Origin of the sequence: Rhizobium sp. C104 (assembly GCF_022354505.1) — a bacterium.
In the GTDB taxonomy this organism is placed as follows: Bacteria; Pseudomonadota; Alphaproteobacteria; order Rhizobiales; family Rhizobiaceae; genus Rhizobium; species Rhizobium redzepovicii.
Genome location: NZ_CP092349.1, coordinates 158,541 through 183,592, shown reverse-complemented (window position 1 = coordinate 183,592; position 25,052 = coordinate 158,541). Strand labels below are relative to the sequence as shown.

The 25,052-nt window shown below is 57.7% G+C and carries 19 protein-coding genes and 2 pseudogenes; 14 read left to right on the top strand and 7 right to left on the bottom strand.

Features of this window, described 5'->3' with window-relative positions; genetic code table 11:
- Nucleotides 1-157: 157 nt before the first annotated feature.
- From MF410_RS24105 to MF410_RS24080, 6 genes are all read right to left on the bottom strand, one after another.
- Nucleotides 158-1,195 carry a GDP-L-fucose synthase gene (locus MF410_RS24105; protein WP_097627797.1) on the bottom strand — a complete coding sequence of 346 codons (1,038 nt, stop codon included), beginning with the start codon at nucleotides 1,193-1,195 and terminating at the stop codon, nucleotides 158-160.
- A complete protein-coding gene (gene gmd, locus MF410_RS24100; protein ID WP_239620468.1) occupies nucleotides 1,188-2,291 on the bottom strand; it encodes a GDP-mannose 4,6-dehydratase in 1,104 nt (367 codons plus the stop codon). The genes MF410_RS24105 and gmd overlap by 8 nt, the downstream gene beginning before the upstream one ends.
- Before the next feature lie 64 nt (nucleotides 2,292-2,355).
- Nucleotides 2,356-4,560 (bottom strand): polysaccharide biosynthesis tyrosine autokinase, encoded by a 2,205-nt coding sequence (locus tag MF410_RS24095; RefSeq protein ID WP_097627795.1) that lies wholly within the window; start codon nucleotides 4,558-4,560, stop codon nucleotides 2,356-2,358.
- Nucleotides 4,557-5,699 carry a glycosyltransferase family 4 protein gene (locus MF410_RS24090; RefSeq protein WP_097627794.1) on the bottom strand — a complete coding sequence of 381 codons (1,143 nt, stop codon included), beginning with the start codon at nucleotides 5,697-5,699 and terminating at the stop codon, nucleotides 4,557-4,559. Before MF410_RS24090 ends, MF410_RS24095 begins: the two co-directional genes overlap by 4 nt.
- The gene (locus tag MF410_RS24085) at nucleotides 5,693-6,793 is read right to left on the bottom strand and encodes a glycosyltransferase family 4 protein (protein WP_097627793.1); all 1,101 of its coding nucleotides are present in this window, start codon (nucleotides 6,791-6,793) and stop codon (nucleotides 5,693-5,695) included. The genes MF410_RS24090 and MF410_RS24085 overlap by 7 nt, the downstream gene beginning before the upstream one ends.
- Nucleotides 6,790-7,740: a glycosyltransferase gene (locus MF410_RS24080; protein ID WP_097627792.1), complete on the bottom strand. Its 951-nt coding sequence runs from the start codon at nucleotides 7,738-7,740 to the stop codon at nucleotides 6,790-6,792. Before MF410_RS24080 ends, MF410_RS24085 begins: the two co-directional genes overlap by 4 nt.
- Before the next feature lie 618 nt (nucleotides 7,741-8,358).
- Here MF410_RS24080 and MF410_RS24075 point away from each other — a divergent pair.
- From MF410_RS24075 to MF410_RS24040, 8 genes and pseudogenes are all read left to right on the top strand, one after another.
- Nucleotides 8,359-9,678 carry an O-antigen ligase family protein gene (locus tag MF410_RS24075; protein ID WP_097627790.1) on the top strand — a complete coding sequence of 440 codons (1,320 nt, stop codon included), beginning with the start codon at nucleotides 8,359-8,361 and terminating at the stop codon, nucleotides 9,676-9,678.
- A complete protein-coding gene (locus tag MF410_RS24070; protein WP_097627789.1) occupies nucleotides 9,675-11,801 on the top strand; it encodes a right-handed parallel beta-helix repeat-containing protein in 2,127 nt (708 codons plus the stop codon). Before MF410_RS24075 ends, MF410_RS24070 begins: the two co-directional genes overlap by 4 nt.
- Nucleotides 11,798-11,998, top strand: coding sequence for a hypothetical protein (locus MF410_RS24065; protein WP_097627788.1), 201 nt, complete (start codon nucleotides 11,798-11,800; stop codon nucleotides 11,996-11,998). The genes MF410_RS24070 and MF410_RS24065 overlap by 4 nt, the downstream gene beginning before the upstream one ends.
- Nucleotides 11,999-12,342: 344 nt before the next feature.
- Entirely contained in the window at nucleotides 12,343-13,200 is an 858-nt protein-coding gene (locus tag MF410_RS24060) for a WecB/TagA/CpsF family glycosyltransferase (protein ID WP_097627955.1), read from the top strand.
- 13 nt (nucleotides 13,201-13,213) lie between these two features.
- Nucleotides 13,214-14,704 (top strand): annotated as a pseudogene (locus MF410_RS24055) (sugar transferase).
- A 39-nt stretch (nucleotides 14,705-14,743) separates the two neighbouring features.
- Entirely contained in the window at nucleotides 14,744-15,796 is a 1,053-nt protein-coding gene (locus MF410_RS24050; protein ID WP_097627786.1) for a UDP-glucuronic acid decarboxylase family protein, read from the top strand.
- Nucleotides 15,797-15,922: 126 nt separating this feature from the next.
- Nucleotides 15,923-16,852, top strand: coding sequence for a glycosyltransferase family 2 protein (locus tag MF410_RS24045; RefSeq protein ID WP_239620467.1), 930 nt, complete (start codon nucleotides 15,923-15,925; stop codon nucleotides 16,850-16,852).
- Between the two features lie 92 nt (nucleotides 16,853-16,944).
- A complete protein-coding gene (locus MF410_RS24040; protein ID WP_097627784.1) occupies nucleotides 16,945-17,937 on the top strand; it encodes a glycosyltransferase family 2 protein in 993 nt (330 codons plus the stop codon).
- 200 nt (nucleotides 17,938-18,137) lie between these two features.
- Here MF410_RS24040 and MF410_RS24035 read toward each other — a convergent pair.
- A pseudogene (locus MF410_RS24035) lies at nucleotides 18,138-18,894 on the bottom strand (response regulator transcription factor).
- Nucleotides 18,895-19,458: 564 nt separating this feature from the next.
- Between MF410_RS24035 and MF410_RS24030 the strand changes: the two are divergent.
- Genes MF410_RS24030 through MF410_RS24005 form a run of 6 tightly spaced genes read left to right on the top strand, consistent with a single transcriptional unit; the run spans nucleotide 19,459 to nucleotide 25,001 of the window.
- A complete protein-coding gene (locus tag MF410_RS24030) occupies nucleotides 19,459-19,965 on the top strand; it encodes an acyltransferase (RefSeq protein ID WP_097627782.1) in 507 nt (168 codons plus the stop codon).
- Nucleotides 19,962-20,999, top strand: a complete 1,038-nt coding sequence (locus tag MF410_RS24025) for a Gfo/Idh/MocA family oxidoreductase (RefSeq protein ID WP_097627781.1) — start codon at nucleotides 19,962-19,964, stop codon at nucleotides 20,997-20,999. The genes MF410_RS24030 and MF410_RS24025 overlap by 4 nt, the downstream gene beginning before the upstream one ends.
- The gene (locus MF410_RS24020; protein ID WP_097627780.1) at nucleotides 20,996-22,099 is read left to right on the top strand and encodes a DegT/DnrJ/EryC1/StrS family aminotransferase; all 1,104 of its coding nucleotides are present in this window, start codon (nucleotides 20,996-20,998) and stop codon (nucleotides 22,097-22,099) included. Before MF410_RS24025 ends, MF410_RS24020 begins: the two co-directional genes overlap by 4 nt.
- A complete protein-coding gene (locus MF410_RS24015) occupies nucleotides 22,089-22,808 on the top strand; it encodes an acyltransferase (protein ID WP_097627779.1) in 720 nt (239 codons plus the stop codon). Before MF410_RS24020 ends, MF410_RS24015 begins: the two co-directional genes overlap by 11 nt.
- Complete coding sequence (locus MF410_RS24010; RefSeq protein ID WP_239620466.1) at nucleotides 22,805-23,845, top strand: NAD-dependent epimerase/dehydratase family protein; 1,041 nt, start codon at nucleotides 22,805-22,807, stop codon at nucleotides 23,843-23,845. Before MF410_RS24015 ends, MF410_RS24010 begins: the two co-directional genes overlap by 4 nt.
- Nucleotides 23,772-25,001 (top strand): DegT/DnrJ/EryC1/StrS family aminotransferase, encoded by a 1,230-nt coding sequence (locus tag MF410_RS24005; RefSeq protein ID WP_097627777.1) that lies wholly within the window; start codon nucleotides 23,772-23,774, stop codon nucleotides 24,999-25,001. Before MF410_RS24010 ends, MF410_RS24005 begins: the two co-directional genes overlap by 74 nt.
- Nucleotides 25,002-25,052 lie beyond the last annotated feature (51 nt).

Below are 25,052 nucleotides of genomic sequence, written 5' to 3'. Positions count from 1 at the left end.
CACCGCCCACACGACTATGAGGAAAATGAGCGCTGCAATCCTGATTTCTACTGGTTGCATTATCTGCTCCATCCCAGCATATGCGTCCCCCCGGACAAAGCTTTTTATTCCCCGCGCTAATTCGCTATGCGCGAGGGTGAGCGACCGTAGCAAGCGTCTAAACGTGCAGCGCCGAAGTCTCGGCTCTCTCCAAACCGATGTCGCTTCCACCCATCACGCCCCCGGCCATAACTTCGCTGCTGCCGCGTTCGAGATAATGACCATCCAGGAAGGAGCGATAGGCGTCTTCGATGCCCTCCTTCAGACCTATCTTGGGTGACCAGCCGAGTGTGCGAAGCTTATCGACATTCAAGAGTTTTCGTGGCGTGCCGTCTGGCTTGGTGAGGTCGCGCCTGATCTTGCCTTTGAAGCCAACGACCTTGGAGACGAGATGCGCCAATTCGAGGATGGCAATGTCTTCGCCGGAACCGACGTTCACATGACTTTCGGCGGAATAGGTCTTCATGAGATGGACGCAGGCGTTGGCGCAATCGTCAACATGCAGGAATTCGCGCAGCGGTGTGCCAGTACCCCAGATGCATATCTCTTGCTGCCCGTTGATCTTGGCATCATGCGCCTTGCGTATTAGCGCCGGCATCACATGGCTGGATCCGAGGTCAAAATTGTCCTCTGGGCCGTAAAGATTGGTGGGCATGGCCGAGATGAAATCTCTGCCATGCTGTTTGCGATAGGCTTGGCAAAGCTTTAATCCGGCGATTTTGGCAATCGCATACCATTCGTTCGTAGGCTCAAGCGATCCAGTGAGAAGTGCCTCCTCGACGATCGGTTGGTCGGCGAGTTTCGGATAGATGCAGGACGAACCTAGAAACATCAGTTTTTCGACGTCGACTCGATGGGCCGCGTGGATGACATTGGCTTGGAGAACGAGGTTGTCATAAAGGAAGTCGGCCGGATAGGTCGCGTTTGCGAGAATGCCGCCGACCCTCGCAGCAGCGAGGAAGACAGCGTGGGGACGATTCTTGCTCATCCAAGCTTCCACCTCCTCCTGCCGTCTGAGGTCGACCTCGGCACGGGTCGCCGTCAAAATCTCGCAGCCCTCCGAAGCAAGACGCCGCACGATCGCAGAGCCCACCATGCCGCGGTGGCCCGCGACATAGACCCTTTTTCCAGCAAGGCTGTAGATCACCTCAGGCATAGGCAAAACCCTTGGTTACACCTGCCGACGGAACATTTCGTGCCATGACTTTGAGGTCCTCGCGAACCATCTCCGCAACCAGCTGATCAAGACTGGTCTCATGTTTCCAGCCAAGCTTCGTGTGCGCCTTCGTCGGGTCGCCGATCAGAAGATCAACTTCAGTCGGACGGAAATAAGCGGGATCGATCTCCACCACACACCGACCGGATGTCTTGTCGTATCCCTTTTCCTCAACGCCGTTCCCACGCCAATCAATTTGCATGCCCACCTTGGCAAAAGCCTTGTCGACAAAGGAACGAACCGAGTGCGTTTCGCCGGTTGCAAGGACATAGTCCTCCGGTTGGTCCTGTTGCAGCATCAGCCACATGCCGCGGACATATTCTCGTGCATGTCCCCAGTCGCGCTTGGCATCGAGATTGCCGAGATAGAGCCTGTCCTGCAGGCCAAGATGGATCGCCGCCGCCGCCCGGGTGATCTTGCGGGTCACGAATGTTTCGCCGCGGATCGGGCTTTCATGATTGAACAAGATGCCGTTCGAGGCGTGCATGCCATATGCCTCGCGATAATTGACCACAATCCAATAGGCGTAGAGCTTGGCGGCCGCGTAGGGTGATCGAGGGTAGAAAGGCGTCGTTTCGCTCTGCGGGACTTCCTGGACTTTGCCGTAGAGTCTGGAGGTGGACGCTTGATAGAAGCGGGTCTTCTTGGTCAGCCCCAGGAGGCGAATTGCTTCAAGTAACCGAAGGGTGCCGGTTCCATCCGCGTTCGCTGTGTATTCCGGCGTCTCGAAAGAGACTTGAACGTGGCTCTGTGCGGCGAGATTGTAGATCTCGTCCGGCTGCGTTTCCTGAACGACACGGATGAGATTCGTTGAATTGGTCATGTCCCCGAAATGCAGGATAAAGCGAGGATTCTCGATGTGGGGATCCTCGTAGAGATGCTCGATGCGACTGGTGTTGAAGGATGATGAGCGGCGCTTCAGGCCGTGAACGATATAGCCTTTCTCCAACAGCATTTCGGCCAGATACGCGCCGTCCTGACCGGTTATGCCGGTAATCAGCGCAACTTTTCGGTTCTCTCTCATTCCCGTATCCATGGTTCCTCCAACTCGATACCAATCCAGAAGCAAATTGAGCGTTTAAACACTGCGTGTGATGTATTCATGCTTTGAATTTGTAGTATTTCATCAGAGATTTCGAAAACAATTCCGAGTCGCTGAAATTATACAATGCGTGCTTTTCGGGGTTTACGTTGTTGATCGCGACGATGATTTCCGAATTTCGTGAGCTTTTCATTTGCTGCAGGCTGAACTCGACTGCGCGTCGGCTCGTCTTCCCCCATCTAACGATTGCCAGTGTTCTTTCCGCCAGGGAGGTCAAAAGCACGGTATCTGCCGAGGCGAGTACAGGCGCGCTGTCGAAGATGACAATCTGGCCGGCCGCGACCGCCATCTCGATGATTTCTGCCAGGCCGTTCGGACGGACCCGCCGCTGGAGACTGAATTTTCCAGATGGAATGAAATCGATGCCGCTTGGATGGTGGTAGACGATGTCGCGGAAATCGGCCTGACCGTTCAGGAATTCGTTCAGTCCGCACATGACCCCCGACCTGAAAAACGCATCGAGTTTTCCCCGTCGGAGGTCGCCATCGACCAGCAGGACCGGAATCGCGGCAGCGGCAAGTTCCATGGCCAGCGATCGCGCGACAAGCGACTTGCCATCTCCGCTGTGAGCCGAGGTAACGACAATACTGTTCGGCAATTTGCCGCCATTGGACTGCTTGAGTGAAAGCACCACGGTCCGGATTGCTTCGTCAAACATCGGGACCGGCATATGTGCGAACATCGTCTTCGAATTTTCACTCCGCGCCAGACGTGGGATAAGTCCAGCCGGTAAGGTGCGCGCCATTCCAGCTATTTGGTCGAAACTGCGAACCGTCCGGTCCCACATTTCGATCACGAAAGCAGCCGTTACGGCGGCAGAGATCGCAGCCAGGAGGGCGCCCACCAGATAGGAGAGCCGTCCACGTCCCGTTGACGTGAGCGGCACTGTAGCCGGTGTTAGAACTTCCAACTCCGCCCCCGGCAGCATGGCTTTCGCGGCGAGGTCACGGCGCTGGTTCTCAAGCTTGTCGAGTGCCGTTTGTTCCTTTTCGGCGATTTTCTGCAGTCGCAACAATTCCGTCTGCACCAGCGCATCGCGTATGCGTTTTTCATTAGCAACAACCAACCTGGATTGTACTGCTTCAGCTTCATGATCAAGTGCGACGAGCTTGGCGCGCATTGTCTGGAGATACTGTTTGGTCGCCAGTTCGAGACCGGCACGGGATTCTTGGATCTCTCCACGTAGCTCCACCACGGCCTCGGCATTGCCGTCATATGTCTCGAGAAGACGGGCGAGATCCTGCTCCTGTCCGCGAAGATCGCGTTGCTTTATGGCAATGCTGTCAGGGACGACGATATTCTGCGCAGCGACCGAAGCGTTATCCGCTGATTCCAGCGTCGAGATCACCGCCTCTACCTCAACCCGGCTTTCTTCGATTTTCCCTTCTCGGCCAGTGAGTTCCAGAAATGACTTGATCCGTTCCTCCTGAGCGTCCTCTTTCGAGACGACGTCCATCGATTCTTGATAGTTGCGGGCCGCGTCGCGAGACGTGTCAGCGCGAACCTGCTGTTCCGTGATGCGCTGTCGTATCCACTCTTCCGCTGCATCCAGGCGGCCACGCACGCTCTCCTTCCGCTCATCGAGGTAAATGCCGATGACCCGGTTCGGCACCACGGCTGCCAGTTCAGGATCAGTCGAATTGAAGCTGATCTGGATGACGTCACTCTTATCTTCATGCCACACGCCGAGCGCCCTATAATATTCTGGGATGATGGCGTTGATGTTGTCCCGTAAAGGCGAGGTGGGCTTTTTCGTGTCGAACAGGCCGCGCAGCTTCGTCCGGATCCTTTCGATGAGGGAAATCTCCCGCAGCGCCGGATTGAATTCCTCCCGCACGTTAAGCTGCAGTTCGCGGACAACTCGCTCTGCGATGCTTCTGGATAGAAGCCGCTCAGTCTCCGATTTCGCGTCAAGCAGATCACTGTGGCTGGAATCATCCGCATCAAGTGATGTTGCAAGGGGCTGGTGGACAATCAACCGGGCCCAGCCCTGGTAGGTGGGCTTCAGCCCAAAGATCATAATCGCCGCGGGCGCCATGAGCAGCATGGTTATCGTGATGATCATGATCATTCTTCGGCGGACGAGACGGTAAATCGATGCCAGATCGAAGTTGTCCGCCTTGGTCTCTACCTGAAAGCGCGGGTCATAGCGCATCGGCGAGATCGGAAGATTGCGGTCCGGCGGAAGAGTGGAAATCGTCATCGGGCGCCAACCACTGCTTGAGGTTTCGCGGAAACGGTTTCGTATAGTTGCTCGAGCGACCGCATATAGGCCTTCATGCTGAAATGGTTGAGGTAATGCATGCGCCCCTGGACCGAGAGGCGGATGCAGGTTTCCGGATCGGTCACCAGTTTCGCCAAGGCTGCAGCCAAGGCATTCGGATCTCCGATGGGCACGAAGATCCCGGTTTCACCGTCGGTAATAACTTCGTCGTGCGCTCCGACACGCGTCGTGACGACTGCGAGCCCGTGGGACAGCCCTTCGAGCACGGCCATTGCCAGACCTTCGGCGTGCGAAGGCAGGACCAGGATATCTGCACGCGCACACAGGGCTCGCGCCTCAGCTGCGTCGAGCCAGCCGGGCATCTCTACCAAATTGGAAAGCGACATGGCGTCGGCCTGACGGCGATAATCCTCGACGGGCCCGTCGCCTGCCAATACAGCCCTCCACTTGAGGTCTTTCATGACGGGGTGGCTGAGGGCCAGCAGAAGCTCCGTGACGCCCTTGCGTTCGCTCAACCGGCCAAGGAATATGATCAGCGGTGTCTGGCCGGCGCGAATATCGTGCGCCCCGGGATCGGGGACGCAATTATGGGCAACGACCGTGCGGCGCTCGTCAACGCCCAGAAGGGTCGTCAGCGTCATGCGGTCGCGCCGGCCCAGCGCCACAACGCAATCGGCATTCTGGAACATCCGACGGATGAGCCGTTGTTGGCGCGGCGAGCGTTGCGCAAAGTCGCCGGCATAGTCGTAGTCGTGCAGGTGCAACATGTGGCAGCATCCGAATAAACGGGCAGCCTCCGTCAGGATCAGTTTTCGCGAGGTGCTGCCGCGGCCGGCGAGATGGATATGGTGAATGCGGTCGGGTGCAACGATCCGGTCCTTCGCCATCGTCAGGATGGCGCCGATGAGGCGCGCCGGCGACGTCAATTTGGACCATCGCGCCCCTCTCGTATCGGTGACGAAATGTTTGGCGCCGGTCTCTTTCGCCGTCTCGGTTATATAGCCGACCAGCCTGCCAATGCCGCCGCCGTTTTCGCAGCCGCCTGGAACATAGTGGCGGACGCTAGCTGCGCTCCGTGCCGCCAGCCGACTTCTGTCCGTGAGCGCCTCCATCAGCATGACCCGACCACCTCTCGATAAACGGCCGCGGCCTGACCGCCGACCCGTTCCGGCGAATTCGGTCCTTTGGCCCATTGAAGCGCATTGGTGCCGAACTTGTTTCTAAGCTCGCCGCTGTCTGCCAATGTCCTCACCGCTGCCGCGAGCTCTTTGGCATCTCCGGGAGGGACCACCATTCCCAACCCGTTGGGCTGAACGGTGCCACCCAACTCGCCGACATCCGTAACGATGACCGGTTTGCCAAATGCGGCCGCAAGGTTGAGCACACCGCTTTGGGATGCTTCCGTGTAGGGAAGCACGACGATGTCGGTGTCGAGGAATAGCTGGGCGACCTCCGTATCCTCGATGAAACGATTGCGAATATCGTAACGGCCGGCATCGCCCATAAGCGCCTGGAATATCCGCGGGTCGTCGCCGCGGCCCGCGACCGTGATGCGCAGGTTGGGAAGCACATCCTTGAGTATCGCTTCGGCCCGGACCAGATGTTCCAGACCCTTGTAGGCAAAAATCCGCCCGAACAGCAGCACGCGTATAGTTCCATCGGCTTCGCGCGGCGTCATCTTCTGTCGCCGGGCGAGTTCCGCATAACGAAGGATGGAGGGATGCGACAGGACATGGACGTGATCGGCGGATTTCGCGTATCGATCGAGAACCAGTTGCTTCAGTCCCTCCCCGTGGACGACAAGATGTCCGGATTGCCTTACCATCAGTTCGGGAGCCCAGCCGGGCAGCGTGCGCGTCTCCATATCGCCGGGATGGATTTCCACGTCATGGATGGTCGTCACAAGCGGGATCGGGCGCCAGAACGGCACGGCGAGGTTCAGCCAAAGCGTCGAATTGCTAAGGAGATGAATAAGGTTCGGCTGCTCCCGCCGGATCAGGCGCGTGAGCTGGTACAGAAACCAGGGATTGGAGAGAGAACGGTGTCTCGGCCAGTCGAGAAGGTGCAGATCAACAGCCGGATCGAAGGAAGAGGCGAGATGCGCATAGCGCCGGCGCGGCACGGCAAGCACAACGTCCAGGTGTTGGGCAACGCCGCTGGCGAAGGAGATGGTATAATCTTCCAGTTCGGAAACCAATAACAGCGCCTTCATTTCGCTGCCTCCGACAATCCTACATCAAGACCGATCCGTGACAGGCCGCGCGCCGAGCGCAAACTATCGCGCGTCCGCCTGAGCAGGTTCGGTTCGCCGGCAAAGAAGAGGCCTTCGACCGCAAGCTTGAACCGGCTGAGAGCGTCGGCGCCCTGCAGCTTCGCCGAGGCAACGCGATAGGGATAGTGATCCGCCAGATGTAGTCTTGCCGGCAGGTCATGGGTTGAGAGAAACAGGTTCGTTACCTCAACGGTATGCCGCCAGTGCGTCATCCGCCGCCGTAGCGTGGTGGCGTCCTCGGTTGAGCGATGCCAGTTGTTATTGTGGATGCGGTAGAATCCAAGCGGATCCGGCATGGCAATCACGTCCCCCAGAAACGGATAGATGCCCACGAGCCAGGCGTCGGCTGATATGCGGAACTGTTCTGGAATGCTGCCCGCAGCATCCCATGCGCTTCGACGTACCGCGACGGCCGACGTCATCGGAAAAGGCCACCAACCAGCCGATCGTGTGAGTAGCGGCGACAAGGCGCCGGAACACAGCGTTCGAGGGATCGGCTTGGAAGTCGGCGTGCCATCGACAAGCGTCGGCTGCAGTCGATGATAGACGAGCGATGCCTGAGGGTTGGCGCGGAACGCTGCAGCCATCGCTGACAGCTTGCTCGGCGCCCACCAGTCGTCGGCATCCAGAAAACAGAGGATCTGGCCCACGCTTGATCTCACGGCGGTATTGATCGCGGCGGCCTGTCCGGCGTTCTCCTGAAAGATCACCTTTACTCGGCCGTCATACGCTTGCAGAACAGACCGCGACTGGTCGGTCGAGCCGTCATCGACGACGATGATCTCGACGTTGCACGCGTCTTGGTTCAATACGCTGTCTATGGCCCGTCCGACAAAGCGAGCGTAGTTGTAATTGTTGATGAGGACACTGAGGGCCGGCCGCTCCATGGCGCGCTCTCAGGCGGGCTGCCGCGATGCACCGCTGTGCAGCGCAACTTTGCTTAAGAGATAGCCCTTTGCGCAGCCATCGCGGTTTGGAATGGTGATATCCAAAATACCTCGTCGGCCAAACGGCATTTCGCGCCGAGCCGATGAGATCGCTGCTGACAATGCCACGACGAGTAGAGCGCCCGTCGTGTTGCATAGAGAACTAGGATCATGACGCAGAAACATAGCAATCCTAACCTTCCAGGCTTCGACTGCAGAGATAGACTCTGTCAGAATTGTTGCCTCATTGCAGTGGAACCGCGGCTTACCCACCACGCTTCATAAGACATTCATCGCCACGGTACCGGTGAACGGATAAGCGCAACATCTGCTCTTAAGGGCAATTCGCGGACATGAAGACCCGCCTTTTGGGTAAAGACCGGCTGAAAGCTTAGGCGCAACATCGCCTTTGGGTGGAGGCAGGGTGCATTAGGCGTAGCCGGCCCTTCACTAGGACAGGTTGACCGCGGATGTGGCTGGATGATTGCTTGAGAGCAGCGCGGCCACGAAGGCCGACAGCTGTTTTTGATCTGCCGCGATCGACAGTCGCTTGTCTGTTCAATTCAGTCGGGACGGATAATGAGAGTAGATAGACTTAGAACTGCCAGCGGACCAACCATCAGTTGGCGGGTCATAGAATGCTGGGGCGCCGGCATATCTCTATTTCTTCAGGCAGGCGCCTTTCTGCCGCTTGTCCTTTCAGATGCGGACGGAACGCTCAGTGAATCTGCCAAATCCATGCTGCGTCTTCCTTGCCTTCCTATATATGCATTTACAGCCGTGATCCTGCTACGCAATTTTCCGCAGTTTCTAACGGCGCTCAGGCGAAATCTGATTGTTCCCCTGATGCTTGCCTTGCCGTTTTTGTCTACCCTGTGGTCCATATCACCGCCAACGACCTTGAGGCGCGCAATCGGCCTTTTGTTTTGCGTGCTTCTTTCCTATGTCCTCGCGATACGTTTCACGCCAAGGCAGTTGCTGTTCCTGGTATTTGTAACGCTTGGAGCCTGTATCACCCTCAGTGTGGTTGTCGCCGTGGTGTCACCAAGCCTCGCCAGTATGCCGGATGGTGCCATGCGGGGCGTCTTCATTCACAAGAACGTGCTCGGCTGGTACGCGTCGTTGATGATCCTGGTGGCGACGGCCATGCTGATCGACGGGACGTTCCGCCTGCGGCGAACCGCATTCGTCTTGTTGGCGGCGGGTGTGATTTGCCTTGCAAGCTCCGGATCGATGACAGCGATTATTGCAACGTCAGTGGCGTTTTGCCTGATCGGCTTTTATTCCCTGCTGCAAAGAAGCAGCAGCATTGGCCGCGTCGTCATCGTCCTGTTTTTCGTTCAGCTGTCTCTCGGCATTCTGATTTCGCTGCACGAGTTCCTGGTTCCGGCCCTTGAAGCGCTCGGCAAGGATGCGACCTTGACGGGTCGGGTGCCACTGTGGGAGCTGGTTGATCGCGAAATATCCGATCGTTGGTTGCTTGGCTACGGCTACCAGGCTTTCTGGACAGTCGCGAACCCCGAAGCGACGCATATCTGGTTGAAGATCGGCTGGCCGGCGCCCCACGCGCATAATGGATACCGCGATATCTTGATGAGCTTTGGGATCATGGGAATGATTCCGTTTGTTCTGATGGTTCCCTATGCAATCCGCCAGGGTGGGTTTCTTCAATGTCATGATCCGCAGTACGGGTGGCTCTGGCTCAATGTCCTGACGATCATGATTTTGGTGATGAACCTGACAGAAAGTATTTTTTTCGTTCAGAATGACGCCATCTTCATCCTGTTTACCACAGCCATCATCATGTTTTCGCTGTACGCGCCCGTCGTTTCGGTCAGCCATTCGCCACCTTGGCAGGCGCCCGCGCGCGGCCTTACGAGCGGGTTGCAGACATCATGAACCGGCGTTTTGGACTGATCCTGAGCATTTTACCTGTCATGCTCTTTCCGCGGTCCAGCAATCCGGCTCCAGTCGAGACGGAGATAGATGCGCCAGAGCGCCTGCAGATGCTCGTCAGGGAGGCGACTTGTGCGGAAGCTTCCCCGACGATGTCAGCCAAGTTGAATGGGACTTCCTTAAGTGATGTATTGAGCAGCAGCACCGGGGGGCGAACGCTATTTTACGTTTCTCCCGATGGCAAAGACAGCTGGAGCGGTCTCCTTCCGACCGCAAATCAGCAGGGTGGCGACGGCCCTTTTGCCAGCATCGAAAGAGCTCGTGATGCTGCCCGTGAGAAGGGCGGCACCAACACCATCGCGCTCGCTAAAGGCGATTACTATCTTACGCAGCCGATCGTCTTTGACACTCGCGATGCGGGCTTGATCCTGACGGCAAGATGCGATGAAGCGCCGATTTTGCATGGGGGGCTGCGCGTTGACAACTTTGCGCAGCAGGCGGATGGCGGGTGGACGGCGCCACTGAAATTGCCACCGGATGAAGCGGTCGGTGACCTTTTCGTCGACGGGATACGCCAAACCAAGGCGCGATTCCCCAACGCCCCCGACGATGGCGATCCGCGCAAGGGATGGTTGTTTGCCGCAAAGTGCGAGCCTGCCATCGACGTGTCGGAAGCAAACACGCGCTTCTGTTTCCATGCCGGCGATCTTCCGGCAGTGGATGATACAAGTGGACTGGTCGCAGACATCGTTGGCGGGTATCGCCCCGGAAGCCAGTGGGGCAATGATACGCTTCCAGTTGTATCCATCAATGGCGCCAGCCGGACTGTCTATACGGAAGGCACAGGCTATTTCTTTACTGCAGAAGGGAGCCGCTATTTCCTTGCCGGAGCAAAGGCATTGCTCGATGCTCCCGGAGAGTGGTGGTACGACCTTGTCGCGGGCCAGCTTCATTATATCCCCGTCGATCAATCATTGCCCAATTCCATGGTTGTTGCTGGCATTCTGCCGACGTTCTTCAAGTTGGATGGGGCCAATGGGATGGTCGTATCAGGGCTAGAGTTTAGAGATGGAGCTCCTGCAGGCAGCGGCAAGTTCTATACGGAAACCAGAGGATTTGGCGCCATACGGATCGAACACTCTGACGGCGTCAGGATTCTCGGCAACAGCATCGAGAATGTCGGCGTCGGGGTGCATGTGACGGAAAGTAAGGATGCGTTGATTGCCGCCAATGTGATTGCAGATGTGGCTGGCAACGGGATCTACGTCGGCACCAATTATGGCACGTTCGGCAAGTCGAACGGCGCCAGGATCCTTTCAAACCACATTCATGATATTGGAACGGTATATATTGAAACCGCGGGAATATGGTTCCAGGCGGCTGATAATGTCAGGATCGCCGACAACCTGATCGAAAACACGGCGCAGTTCGGAATTGCCGGCGGATCGCTGTGGGGTTCCAATGACGCCGTCTATAACGCTGTCATCGAGCACAATGTGATCCATAATGCCAATCAGCAGACGGCAGATGGCGGCGCCATCAAGATGATGGGCGAGCAGGGCGATCCTCTGAACAGCACCATCCGCTCCAATCTCGTGACCGGGACCGGTCATCTCATGAACAGGGCCGATGGGACGTTCTGGCCTCCCGGATATGAGAACACCAGGGAATGGCCGTCTCCTATCAGCTGGGCGATCTATACGGATGGGAAGGCGAGCGGGCTGCGCATCGAGGGAAATACCCTCTCGGGCAATGTCGCGGCGATCGGTATCAACGGCGGTTGGAGCAACCTGGTAACGGGAAACGTCATCACGCACGGATCGGGAGCGGCTTTTCGGGTTGATGACGGTACCGGCAGGGGTTGGCGTCCGACATGGGCACGCCCTAATCGTATCGAGGAGAATGTTGTATCGGTTGATAGCGACAGCGGCATTGTCGCGTATGTCAACGCTCCCGATCTTGGGCTTGGATTTGTGCAATTCGCGCGCAACCGCTACAGCGGCAACTTGAACAGCCAGAGCTTCCGAATAGATCCGAGCATCATGCGTTCGGGAGAATTTGGCAGCCTCAGGGATCTTCAGAAGGCTGGGGCGGACATCGGAAGCGTGGTCGCGCCGGCGGAATGACAAAGGGCGCCGCGACGAGCGGTGTTCTGCGGCAACAGAGCCGGCAGAAGGCCGCCGATCCGTGGAACAATCGATCGCGTCAAGGTAAGCCGCAGTCAAATCCGCTCGCGAGCCTGCTAGGCTTCTGCGAACCAGCGTCGGCATTTGCCGGCATGTTCGATCTGCGCCACAAAAATTATGGCATTGCCAGCTCGTAGGCCCGGGTTCTTCTCTGGCATGCTCTTTACCAGGTCCTGCGATGAGCTTTCGGTCCAACCTTCAATTCGCGGGCGGGTCTTCATTCTGCTCATAAAGATAGAACGCGATCCTCCGCGGCTTTGTGTGCGCGAGGGCGACTATGCTGTGCGCCCCCTGCGGTCATCAAAAAGAGCAACATGGCAAGCCATGGGGTACATGGACTTACTTCGAATATCGTACGTCATCCCGGCGTAAGACGTAAAGATGAAGTCTCTTCTACGTCCAATAGCTGGAGCTGCAAGTATGGAGGCAATCGGCCTGCCGGGATATTCTGATGACAGTTTCAGTCGCGAAAGCGCAGGTCATGAGAAAACAAGCAGTAGGCAGCAGCCCAACTTCAGTTCTTCATCCGGAGGGATCTTTAGGATGGACGAATGTCCTTGGCGTTCGCGTTTCGGCAGTCAATCTCAAAAGCGCGACTGAGTTTATTCAAAAAGCGATCGAAGACGGCAGGAAGGAATATGTCTGCGTTCGTGACGCACACGGCATCGTCCGATGTCAGGATGATCCCGAGCTCCGGTCGATCCATAACCGGGCGTTCCTCGTAACCCCTGACGGCATGCCGCTTGTTTGGGCGCTGAGGAAGGCTGGGCATGCGGAAAGCGGCAGAGTCTATGGACCTGATCTCATGCTATCCGTTTTCGATGCCGGCAGCGCCAAGGGCTTGCGCCATTTCCTCTATGGCGCGACGGCCGAAACGCTCGAACAACTGCAGGCGCGCCTTCTCGCAAAATTTCCGCAAGCGCAGATCGTCGGCTCCTATGCGCCGCCTTTTCGCAAACTGTCGACGCAGGAGGAAGCAGATATTGCTGACAAGCTCAATCGGTCGGGCGCCGATATTATCTGGGTCGGGCTGAGCAGTCCCAAGCAGGAACTCTGGATGGCGCACATGCGCGACCGTCTGGAAGCATCGATGCTTATCGGTGTCGGAGCTGCGTTCGATTTCCATGCTGGCCTCAAGCGGCAGGCTCCGAGGTTCATTCAAAGAAGCGGCTTCGAATGGGCGTTTCGTCTTCTGTGCGAGCCGCGGCGGCTGTGGCGGCGCTATGCGCTCGTCGTGCCGACTTTCATCTCACTGTCAGCATTCCAGAGACTGGGACTTCGGCAGTTTCCGATTGAAGACGCCATTTCTGGATCGGGCGTGTCGGGACAAATGCAGTAGGGGGTAAAGCGTCATGTCCATATTTGTGCCGTCAGCGATGACACCGGGTCCGTCGAAGGCATCCACATCAAATGACATGACATCGCGGGCGATTCCGGCAGGGTCCGTGCCGCCCATAGCAGCCAAGACCGCCGATGCCTTTGTACCGGCAGGGCTGAATATGCCCGTCGCGCTACGGCGCCGGCTTCCACGGGTTGCAACGTCGTCCTTGCTGGTCGCCGGCGACACCGCCAGCTATTTGCTTGCCTATTTCCTTCTCCTGTCCTTTCTTCCCAGTGGTTCGGATGGCACGTTCGTGGAACGCGCGTTCACGGTCGCCGCACTGGCTGCGATTGTGCTTTACGCATCGGCCGGCCTCTATCCCGGATATCGGCTGCATGACCACGAACATCTGCGGCGACGCACTTTGGCTGCCGTCAAGGTGGCTGTCCTGGCGGCATTCGGAGCAATTATCCTGCCGGAAGGGGGACGGCTGCTGTTTGCCATTATTGTATTCCTCGGTCTCGGGTTGATTGTTCAGCCATTTCTGCATTGGCTTGCACGAGGTCTTTGCTGGAGACTTGGAATTTGGGGGGAGCGTGCGGTTGTCATAGGGGGCGCAACCTCGCTCCCGCGCTCGTGGCACATTTCACCGACCACTGGCAGTATGGCATCAGGCCGGAGCCCTTTTCCCCGATACTTTGGACGCAATGCCGGGTGGTGGGCCATCCATTGCTTTGATCGCGGGCGACAGGGGCTCGCTTGTGTCCGGCTTGCCGGCGCTGCGTGGGAAGTTCGCCGAAGTCCTTTTGCTGTCCGACACACCGAGCCTCAAGGTCAGTGGGTTGCGACCTGCCGATATCGGCGGAGAGATCGGCATTCGCCTCACCACCGGGGGAGCTCGATCAACTCGGATCCAATTCGCCGGATCCTCGATCTCGCAATCGCCATCCCTGCAACGATCGTGGTCGCGCCGTTCATCGCGATTGCAGCGGCCGCAATCTACGCCATCGATCCAGGTCCTGTCTTCTTTCGGCATGCCAGGGAAGGACGGTCCGGCAGGCCGGTGCACGTCCTGAAATTACGGACCATGTACCAAGATGCAGAACAGCGCCTTGAAGCACTATTCCGAGACAACCCTGCCATGCGCGCCGAGTGGCTGAGCCATTTCAAGCTTAAGGACGATCCGCGCATCCTTCCGGTGATAGGACATATGCTGCGCTCATCGAGCATCGACGAGCTCCCGCAATTGGCGAACATCATTGCGGGCGAGATGGCCTTTGTCGGACCACGGCCGTTCCCGGAGTATCATCTTTCGGCGATGGACGGCGAATTTCGGGACAAGCGCCGTTCCGTCACGCCGGGGCTCACAGGCCTTTGGCAAATATCCGAACGAAGCGATGCGGATATCGAGCTGCAGCAGCAACTCGACGAGTTCTACATCGACAACCGGTCCCTCTGGTTCGACTGCCAAATTCTTCTCGGCACAATCCCCGCTGTCTTCAAGCGCAGGGGAGCCTGCTGACCACTTCCACGAGGCAAGCATCAACAACGGAGCACATCAATGCACGGACACAAGAGAATTATGGTTACCGGCGGCACCGGGTTTCTGGGATCATTCCTGTGCGAAAGGCTTTTGCGAGAGGGTAACGACGTCCTCTGCGTGGACAATTACTATACCGGTTCGCGCGACAACGTGCTGCACCTTCTCGACGATCCACGCTTTGAGATTCTTCGCCACGACATTACCTTCCCGCTTTATGTCGAGGTCGACGAGATCTACAACCTCGCCTGCCCGGCCTCTCCTGTCCACTATCAGCACGACCCCGTGCAGACGGTGAAGACCAATGTGCACGGCGCCATCAACATGCTCGGCTTGGCAAAACGCACCAAGGCGAAGATCTTCCAGGCCTCCACCAGCGAAGTTTATGGTGATCCGGCCGTCCACCCTCAACCCGAGGAGTATCGAGGCAGCGTCAATCCGATCGGCCCGCGGGCATGTTATGACGAAGGCAAGCGGTGCGCCGAAACATTGTTCTTCGACTATCATCGTCAATACGGTGTGGAAATCCGGGTGGCGCGGATCTTCAATACCTATGGGCCGCGCATGCAGACCAATGACGGCCGCGTCGTCTCGAACTTCATCGTTCAGGCTCTTCAAAACCAACCGATCACCATCTTCGGCAACGGCACACAGACGCGCTCCTTCTGCTATGTGGACGATCTGATCGAGGGCTTCATTCGCCTGATGGGTGCGCCGGCCGGCGTTACGGGTCCGATCAATCTCGGTAATCCGGGAGAATTCCAGGTCCGGGAACTGGCCGAAATGGTCATCGAGATGACGGGATCGAAATCAGGCATCGTTTACAATCCTCTGCCGATTGACGATCCGACGCAGCGCAAGCCCGACATCAGTCGCGCAAAGCAGGACCTGGGCTGGCAGCCGACGGTGAACCTGCGAGAGGGGCTCGAGAAAACGATCGCGTATTTCGAGTGGAAGCTTTCAGGCGGAGTCAAGAGCGTGCCTGGCGTCCGGTCTTCGCGAACGGCGAACACCTATCTACCTACCCCGGCCGTCGGACTTCCCGCTCCGCAAGCTGCGCCTCTCGGAACGTGAGAACGGCAAAGCCAAAATCAAGGCTCGGTTTCTTCAATGAACCGAGCCCCAAATCGCAGTTTGCAAAAAGAGCGGCGATCGCCGGACGTGCCGATCGCTGCAAAAACAACAATGAGGACATGAAGCATGCGCGTTGCCGTTATTACGCCATACTACAAGGAGCCGAACGAGCTCCTTGAGCAATGCCGGGCGAGCGTTCTCGACCAAACCGTTGCATGCGACCAGGTTTTTGTTGCCGACGGGTTTCCGAACGCTGTCGTCGGTGGCTGGCACGCAAAACATTTCATCCTGCCGAACGCTCACGGCGACGCGGGCAACATGGGTCGTGTGATCGGCAGCCTTAGCGCCTTTGTCCAGGGCTATGACGCGGTGGCCTTTCTCGATGCGGACAACTGGTACAGACCCGACCACATTCAGCGCCTGCTCGAACTTCACCGCCGGACTGGTGCTGCGGTTTGCACATCGAGACGTTCGATGCACCGCGCGGACGGCAGCTACATGTTCGACGACTCAAAGAGCGACGGCCGTACGCATGTGGATACGAACTGCTTATTTCTCACGCGACCGGCCCTGCCAATCATTGCGCGCTGGGCTCACATGCCGAGGGAACTCTATCCAGTCGGAGATTCCGTCTATTGGAGTTCGATCCGGAGTTCCCGGCTGTCGTGCTCTCATGAGCCGACCGCGACGGTATGCTACCGCACGACTTGGGAAACCGACTACAAGCGAATGGGGGAACCTGCCCCTGCGGGCAGCAAGACCCTCGCGTTCACCGACCAGCCGTACTACTGGTTCAAGTCTCTCCCGGCTCGGGACCGCTGGCGCATCTGGCAGGATTTCGGCTTTCCGCTCAGACGGCGCTCGGTAGCAAAGCTGGTCGGCCAATATGCGCTGTCAAGGCTTTCCCCTACTCTTATCTCGGCCCAAAACATGAGTACTGAAAGTCTTGCCGGGGCCCAATCTCTTGTCTTCCTGCGCGGTCCGCCCTGTTGGGGACTGTCTGGTCGCGCACGAAATCAGCCAGGCGAAAGCGTCTCTCGACATCTGCGAGAATGAATCAGAAAACAGACAATGCATACACCGAAACGATGCCGCGTCCGGAAGATCTGTCAAACCAACGGTGACGCTGTGCGCACGGAGGAAGAAGTTTGCAACGTGTTGATGTAGTAATTCCCTGCTATAACTACGCCCATTTCTTACAGGAATGCGTTGAAAGCGTCCTTTCGCAGGCGGGAGTCGATGTGCGCGTGCTTATTCTCGATGATTGCTCGCCGGACAATACGCCGGAAGTCGGAATGGCCCTGGCAGCCCGTGACACGCGGGTCACTTATCGGCGGCACGCGGCAAACATGCGGCACATCGCCACCTACAATGAGGGGATCGATTGGGCAGGCGGTGACTTGTTCCTGCTTCTTTCTGCGGATGACTATCTTCTGCCAGGCGCGCTGCACCGTGCAGCGGAACTGATGCGCAATTATCCGGATGTGGGGTTGGTGTTCGGGAACGCGATCATAGCGGAGCCAGACGGGACCATGAGCAAACGCGCTGATCCTCTCGGCGAAAATTACGTGCACGCCATGCAGATCTTGTCCGGTCGGCAATTCATGCAGTTGAGTGGAGCACGCAATCTCGTTCCAACGGCGACCGCTGTCGTGAGGACGGCGCTGCAAAAGCAGGTCGGCGGGTACCTGAAGGAACTGCCGCATGCCGGCGATATGGAAATGTGGCTGCGGCTCGCATCACATGCCGGCGTAGGGTTCATCAATGCTGATCAAGCAGTATATCGCCAACATTCCTCGAATATGTCGCTGCAATACTATGGAGAAAATATTCTCTCCGACCTTGTGCAAAGAAAAAAGGCCTTTGATATGCTATTTAGCCAAGCGGCCGATAGCCTCAGAAAAGATGAGATATTACGACGCTTTCTTGCCAGAGATCTCGGAAAACAGGCGCTTCGACAGGCTGGCATCGCATTCAACAATTTCGACGTTGCGACGGCCGTGGCTATTCAGCGTTTTGCATTGGAGGTTTCCCCTGATGTGCGAAATTCGTTGCCCTGGATCAAATTGGTCTGCAAGCAAACGATCGGTCCAAAGTGCTGGTACGCCTTGAATTCGATGCGGCGAAGAGTTGCAGCATGAACAGGCAGACCGGGCCGGGTTAGTTCATCCGCAAGTGCCGAAACAGCCGCCCATGTCGAGCGCTCGATCGTTGCTCACGCCAAGATCGCAGGAAGCGTAATAGGGCGCCCTCAAAAAACCCGGTGACGCATTTGCGCCACCGGGTGATTTGAGCAAAGAAACGTGGTTCCAGGAATGCTCCGGCCAGCACGTATTCACGTTCATGCCGGAATAGTATTTTGGAACAAGTCGTTAAGCTTGAACACGACCTCCGTCCTGTTCGTTGCCTTGACCTTTTTCATGATGTTGCGAACATGAACCTTGACTGTGCTTTCTCGCAGGTTCAGTTCGTAGGCAATGATCTTATTCGCCTTCCCGCGGCGCAGTGCCGCGACGACTTCGGCCTGGCGATCCGTGAATATTCCGGCCAATGGATGCGCTGTCGGATTGTTCGACTGCATCAAGTGGCGCATGGCGAACAACGCGCTTGCGGGCACGAAAAGTCCTCCTGCGACCGATAGCGCAATCAAGCTCCATGCAGACGCTAATGCTGACGGAGGCAGGTATGTATCCCTTTGCTCCGTAATCGATCGCCCTGACGATCTGGGCGAAGTCGTCGCTATCGGACAATATGATGACCGGTGTCGATACGAATTCCGACGAAAGAGCCTTGATCTGCTCCGAAACGACAGGGTCGTCGACCGTCTTGCCGCCGACGTTCAAGAGGATTGCCGAAAGCGGAGGATATTCTTCACGCTTTTGCTTCCACTCCTCAATCGATCCGAACGCCAGAATTACGAAATCCGCCGTGTGTGCGGCCATGCATTGCGCAAGGCAGTGCCGGTCAAGTTCCCTTTTATCGAGAATGACAAGCGAATGCTTTGACTTTGACGGTCCGGCAAGCGCTGTCGAACCATCGTCTATCTCCAACGGAAGAGATATGTTTTCCTGCCTGTGGCTTATATTTATTGTATCCAACGCCCTATCCTCCCAGCCTTTTTTACGCGGTACTTCAAAGTCGAATATCAAACCCCTCTGTAAATATGGGAGTTTAATAACCAGAAGTGCTAAACTATTAACACAGTTTCCAAGATGTTAAACTAATTAATAGTGGTTATCTCAACACATAAGTTCCACGCAAATATACAAATGGCTACATAGTTGAGAATGATCGATCTCGGCTAATTCATTTGTATGGCGGGGCGTCAGGTTGCTACATATATATATAGTCGAATGCGCTAAACCCATGTAAACCATGCCCGTCCTCGACGTGGAGGATCAGGATCGCTCGGCGCGTGACCTGTCGCCGCCGATGGTCGATGGTCATAGACGTTCGCATGCGCTCGTCATCCGATTTTCGTAAGCAGATACGCCTTTAGGTGAATGAGCTTCAACGTTTTGTTTCTTTACTCAGATGAAGAAAACAATTCTTTTTGAAGGGAAGGAAATATTTTCTCTGACGAAACGAAACCTTGGATGCATTCTTGCGATGGCCGGTTTCACCCACGTCAGGGCCTGTTGAAGCGTAGGGGGCGAGTTGGGATGATTGCATCGAACGTCAACCTGGGTGACGGCTGCGTTATCCACCATCGGGATCTTGTGAATCTCTACGGCTGTACGATAGGCGCGGGAACGCGCATCGGCACCTTCGTTGAAATCCAGAAAAACGTCCTCGTCGGAAAGGACTGCAAGATCTCCAGCCATTCCTTCCTTTGTGAAGGCGTGACGCTGGAGGACGGCGTTTTTATCGGCCACGGGGTCATGTTCACCAATGATACCTACCCGCGCGCCGTCAATTCGGACGGCAGTCTGCAGACGGAGGCTGATTGGGTCGTCATCCCCACTCTGGTCAAGCGCCACGCATCGATCGGCAGCAACGCCACCATTCTGCCCGGCGTGACCATCGGCGAGGCCGCACAGGTCGGCGCCGGCGCTGTCGTAACGAAGGATGTGCCTGCCGGCGCCATTGTTGCCGGCGTTCCGGCGAGAATCACCGGTCGCGTTCATGACCGGTCAGTTGACATGCAAGTGTTGGGAGGAATGCGATGATCGGCATTGCTGTAGTTGGGTATGGGTATTGGGGCCCGAACCTGGTTCGTAACATCTCTGAAGCGGCCGGCGCGCAGCTCCTTTCAGTTTGTGATCTCAACGTCGAACGGCTGGCGGCTGTGAAAAGCCGGTATCCGGCGGTGACGATCACCGACAATTTCGAGGAAGTTCTGCGCGATCCGAGAGTGGATGCAATCGCCATCGCAACCCCGGTCTCGACCCATTTCAAGCTCGCAATGCAAGCGATGATGGCCGGAAAGCATGTCTTCGTCGAAAAGCCGATGGCATCGACGACGGAGGAGGCCGCCCGGATGGTCGAGGAGGCCGCGCGCAGACGCCTCGTGCTGGCCGTGGATCATACCTTCGTTCACACCGGCGCCGTCCGCAAGATGCGCGAATTGGTCGAAAGCGGCTTGGGCGACTTGTATTACTACGACTCGGTTCGGGTCAATCTGGGGCTCTTCCAGCACGATGTCAGCGTTATCTGGGATCTCGCGGTGCACGACCTGTCCATCCTGGACCATGTTGTGCAGGAAAGGCCGGTGGCTGTGTCTGCGACGGGCATGAGCCACGTGCTCGGTGAGCCGGAGAACATCGCCTATCTGACGCTTTTCTTCGAAAGCAAGCTTATCGCCCACATCCACGTCAACTGGCTGGCGCCGGTCAAGGTGCGCCGCACGCTGATCGGCGGCAGCAACAAGATGGTCGTCTACGATGATCTGGAGCCCAGCGAAAAGATCAAGGTTTACGACAAGGGCATCACGCTGAACCCGAATTCCCAGGCCTACGGGGAGAAGGTGCATCAGATGATGGTCGGCTACCGCAGCGGCGACATGTGGGCGCCGAAGCTCGATATGACCGAAGCGTTGAAACGCGAGCTGGATCAGTTCGTCGATTGCATCGAGCAGAGCTCGCGGCCCATTACCGATGGCCAAGCCGGGCTGCGCGTTGTTCGCATCCTTGAATCCGCAAGCCGGTCGCTCGCCCAGCGCGGTCGCATCATTGAGCTCGAAGAGGCGAGGCGCATTGCATGATCCCGTTCCTGGACCTCAAAGCACAATATCAATCGATCAAGAGCGAAATCGACGCCGCCGTGCTCGGCGTGCTCGGCTCGGGACAATACATACTGGGCGAGGAGGTCGCCCGGCTCGAGCAGGAATTCGCGGATTATTGCAACGTCAAACATGCGATAGCCGTCAACACCGGGACGAGCGCCCTGCATCTGTCGCTGCTCGCGGCAGGTGTCGGCCCCGGCGATGAAGTCATCACCGTGCCGTTTACCTTCGTCGCGACCGTGTCGGCGATCTGTTACGCAGGTGCACGACCGGTGTTCGTCGATGTGGAGCCCGTGACGCTGACGATGGATCCGGCTCAGCTCGAGGCAAAGATCACTCCCCGAACCAAGGCCATTATTCCCGTCCATCTCTACGGTCAGATGGCCGATATGGACGCGATCAAAGCGATTGCCGACCACCACCGGATACCGGTCATCGAGGACGCCTGCCAGGCACATGGAGCGCAGTATAAAGGCGCGCGCGCCGGCAGCATCGGCGCATCCGGCTGCTTCAGCTTCTATCCCGGCAAGAACCTCGGCGCCTGCGGCGAGGGCGGTATCGTCGTCACGAACAGCGACGATCAGGCCAAGACGATGCGCATGCTGCGCGACTGGGGTCAGGAACAGCGTTATCACCATCTGCTGAAGGGCTTCAACTACCGCATGGATGCCATTCAAGGTGCGATCCTGCGCATCAAGCTCCGGCACCTCGAAGCCTGGACCGAAGCGCGGCGCTCCCATGGCCGCCGCTATTCGCTGCTGCTCGGCGGTTCGCCGAATTTGAGGACGCCTGTCGAAGTCGCCGACCGGCGTCACGTCTACCACGTCTATGCCATCAGAAGCCGCGATCGCGACGAGCTTCAGCGCGGGCTGAGCGCGGAGGGCATCCAGTCCGGGCTGCACTATCCGATTCCCGTTCACCTGCAGAAGGCCCATGCCGACCTTGGGTACCAAGCTGGCGATTTCCCAATCTCGGAAGCCGCCGCACGGGAGGTGCTCTCGCTGCCGATCTATCCCGAGATGCCGGCGTGGCACGTCGATCAGGTGGCCGCTGCGCTGGAGTACGCCTATGTCAGCTAGTCGTGCCGGCGAGGCCCGGGTCGTGCAGGCGGTCCATGGCCGTCATGAAAGGCCGGCGGACCCGGCCTACCAGGCTGGGTTGGCCGAAGAACTCAGGCAATCTTATGGGCGTGCCGGCCTGATTGAGCTCTACGGTCGATTCGCGGCCGGGGACGGTGTCATCGATACTCTGATGCGAAAAGCCATCTGGCAAGCGATCGCGCGAAGTTGCGGCGCAGGATTGCAGGTTGCAGGCGGTGCCGGTTTCAAGCATCCGGAAACATTCGAAATCGGCAATGGCGTGTTTATTGGCGCCCAGGCCTATATCCAGGGACGCTTCGACGGTACCTGCGTGATCGGCGACAATGTCTGGATCGGGCCGATGGCCTATTTCGACGCGCGCGATCTGGTGATCGAGGATTGTGTCGGCTGGGGACCTGGCGCCAAGGTGCTTGGCTCCAGCCACACGGCCCTGCCGGTCGATGTGCCGATCATCCGCACGGATCTCGAAATCAAGCCGGTCCGTATCGGCGCGTGGGCCGACATCGGAACCAACGCCACAATCCTTCCCGGAGTGACCGTCGGCAAAGGCGCGATCGTCGGTGCGGGCGCCGTTGTCGTCTCAGATGTCGAGCCGTTTTCAGTTGTCGCCGGCGTGCCGGCGAAGTTCATACGCTGGCGCACGGAGGCTGATCCTGTGCTGGATATATCGCATGGAGGAAGATCGTGAGAAATCAACGGGTGCTCATTACCGGCGGAGCCGGCCTGATCGGGTCGCATATTGCCGATCTCGTTGCATTGGAAAAACCGCGTGAGATCATCATTCTCGACAACTTCGTGCGCGGACGCCGGGATAATCTCAGTACGGCAATAGCCAGCGGGTGCGTTAATATCATCGAGGGAGATATCCGCGACAGAGCGCTTCTGGCAAAAGTCTTCGAAGGCGTCGATATCGTGTTCCATCAGGCCGCCATCCGCATCACGCAATGCGCGGAAGAGCCACGACTGGCTTTTGATGTCCTTGCGGAGGGCACGTTCAATGTTCTCGAAACTGCCGTCAAGGCCGGTGTTTCGAAGGTGGTCGCTGCTTCCTCGGCTTCCGTTTTGGGGCTGGCCGAGAGCTTTCCCACAACCGAAGAGCATCATCCCTACAACAACCGGACGATCTACGGCGCGGCGAAGGTATTCAACGAGGGGCTGATGCGCAGCTTCGCGGAAATGTACGGTCTGCGCTATGTCGCGCTCCGTTATTTCAACGTCTACGGGCCGCGCATGGACGTCTACGGCGCCTATACGGAGGTTCTGATCCGTTGGATGGAGCGTTTGGCGGCGGGAATGCCGCCCCTCGTCTACGGGGACGGCAGCCAGACGATGGACTTCGTCGATGCCCGCGACATCGCCCGCGCTAACATTTTGGCCGCGAAAAGCGATGTCACGGACGAAGTGTTCAACGTCGCGAGCGGCAGGGAAATAAGCCTGCTGCAACTCGCCAAGATGCTGAGCGACATTATGGGTTCGTCACTTGAGCCGGAGCATAAAGAAGCCCGCACGGTCAACGGCGTGACTCGTCGTCTTGCCGATATCAGCAAGGCGGAACGGCTCCTCGGCTTCAAGGCGGAGATCTCCATGGAGCAAGGACTTCGTGATCTCGTTGCCTGGTGGCAAATGCAGACCGACGCAGGGGGCAGGCAGCATGAGTTCATCTCAATCTACAATACTGGCGACAATCCCGGTCGCCAAACCCGTCCTCGGGGAGGAAGAGGCTGAGGCTGCGCGCCGCGTTATTCTGTCGGGATGGGTGACGCAGGGGCCGGAGGTCGCGGCTTTCGAGCGTGAATTCGCTGCCTTTGTGGGCGCCGCGCATGCTTGCGCCATGTCCAACTGCACAACTGCGTTGCATCTGGCGCTGAAGGCGGTCGGCGTATCCGCCGGTGATGAAGTCGTGACGGTCAGCCATTCTTTCATCGCGACGGCAAATGCGGTTCGATACTGCGATGCGGTGCCCGTTTTCGTTGATATCGAAGACGATGGTTACAACATCGACGCCAGTCTGATCGAAAGGGCAATCACGCCCCGCACCAAGGCAATTCTCTGCGTGCATCAACTCGGCATGCCTTGCGATCTCCGCGCTGTCGTCGAGATCGGCAAGCGCCATCAGATACCGGTCATCGAGGATGCCGCCTGTGCGACGGGAAGCGAAATCCTGTGGGATGGGCGTTGGGAAAAGATCGGCAAAGCGCATGGCGACATTGCGTGCTTCTCCTTCCACCCCAGGAAGGTCGTCACCACGGGCGATGGCGGCATGCTGACCACGGCCAATCCCGAATATGACCGGAAGTTCCGGCTCTGGCGCCAGCACGGCATGAGCGTCACCGATGCCGTTCGTCACGGGTCGAAGCAGGTCATCTTCGAAGACTATGACGAGTTGGGTTTCAATTACCGGATGACCGATCTTCAGGCGGCCGTCGGACGCGAGCAATTGCGGCGGCTGCCGGGGTTGGTTGCCCAGCGCAGGCTGCTTGCCGAGCAATATTGCGAACGTCTGCAGACGATTACCGGGCTTTCCCTGCCGGCCGAGCCGCGCTGGGCTCGCAGCAACTGGCAGAGCTTCTGTGTGAGATTGCCCGATACGGTCGACCAGAGGGCCGTCATGCAGACGCTGCTCGATCAGGGTATCTCGACGCGGCGTGGTGTGATGAACATTCACCTGGAGGGAGCCTATTCATGTGAGAGCTCCTATCGCGCAGCCTCGAGCCTGATGCGAAGCGTATCTGCGCAGCAGCAAACCATCATCCTGCCGCTTTATGCCCAGATGACGGTGTCTGACATGGACCGGGTTGTCGAGGCACTTCGCGCCGCCGTTGCGGAAGCGACCGTCGGAGCGGCTGCCGTGCAACCTGCCAGGGATGTTGCTCTCGCCTGAACAATCGGCATAACGAACAATGCGCGCATCTTCGGATGCGCGCATTGTTCG

What these genes read in the sequence shown, in the direction of transcription:
- MF410_RS24105 (WP_097627797.1), bottom strand. Translation starts at nt 1,195, where the DNA reads ATGCCTGAGGTGATCTACAGCCTTGCTGGAAAAAGGGTCTATGTCGCG.
- gmd (WP_239620468.1), bottom strand. Translation starts at nt 2,291, where the DNA reads ATGGATACGGGAATGAGAGAGAACCGAAAAGTTGCGCTGATTACCGGC.
- MF410_RS24095 (WP_097627795.1), bottom strand. Translation starts at nt 4,560, where the DNA reads ATGACGATTTCCACTCTTCCGCCGGACCGCAATCTTCCGATCTCGCCG.
- MF410_RS24090 (WP_097627794.1), bottom strand. Translation starts at nt 5,699, where the DNA reads ATGCTGATGGAGGCGCTCACGGACAGAAGTCGGCTGGCGGCACGGAGC.
- MF410_RS24085 (WP_097627793.1), bottom strand. Translation starts at nt 6,793, where the DNA reads ATGAAGGCGCTGTTATTGGTTTCCGAACTGGAAGATTATACCATCTCC.
- MF410_RS24080 (WP_097627792.1), bottom strand. Translation starts at nt 7,740, where the DNA reads ATGGAGCGGCCGGCCCTCAGTGTCCTCATCAACAATTACAACTACGCT.
- MF410_RS24075 (WP_097627790.1), top strand. Translation starts at nt 8,359, where the DNA reads ATGAGAGTAGATAGACTTAGAACTGCCAGCGGACCAACCATCAGTTGG.
- MF410_RS24070 (WP_097627789.1), top strand. Translation starts at nt 9,675, where the DNA reads ATGAACCGGCGTTTTGGACTGATCCTGAGCATTTTACCTGTCATGCTC.
- MF410_RS24065 (WP_097627788.1), top strand. Translation starts at nt 11,798, where the DNA reads ATGACAAAGGGCGCCGCGACGAGCGGTGTTCTGCGGCAACAGAGCCGG.
- MF410_RS24060 (WP_097627955.1), top strand. Translation starts at nt 12,343, where the DNA reads ATGAGAAAACAAGCAGTAGGCAGCAGCCCAACTTCAGTTCTTCATCCG.
- MF410_RS24050 (WP_097627786.1), top strand. Translation starts at nt 14,744, where the DNA reads ATGCACGGACACAAGAGAATTATGGTTACCGGCGGCACCGGGTTTCTG.
- MF410_RS24045 (WP_239620467.1), top strand. Translation starts at nt 15,923, where the DNA reads ATGCGCGTTGCCGTTATTACGCCATACTACAAGGAGCCGAACGAGCTC.
- MF410_RS24030 (WP_097627782.1), top strand. Translation starts at nt 19,459, where the DNA reads ATGATTGCATCGAACGTCAACCTGGGTGACGGCTGCGTTATCCACCAT.
- MF410_RS24025 (WP_097627781.1), top strand. Translation starts at nt 19,962, where the DNA reads ATGATCGGCATTGCTGTAGTTGGGTATGGGTATTGGGGCCCGAACCTG.
- MF410_RS24020 (WP_097627780.1), top strand. Translation starts at nt 20,996, where the DNA reads ATGATCCCGTTCCTGGACCTCAAAGCACAATATCAATCGATCAAGAGC.
- MF410_RS24015 (WP_097627779.1), top strand. Translation starts at nt 22,089, where the DNA reads ATGTCAGCTAGTCGTGCCGGCGAGGCCCGGGTCGTGCAGGCGGTCCAT.
- MF410_RS24005 (WP_097627777.1), top strand. Translation starts at nt 23,772, where the DNA reads ATGAGTTCATCTCAATCTACAATACTGGCGACAATCCCGGTCGCCAAA.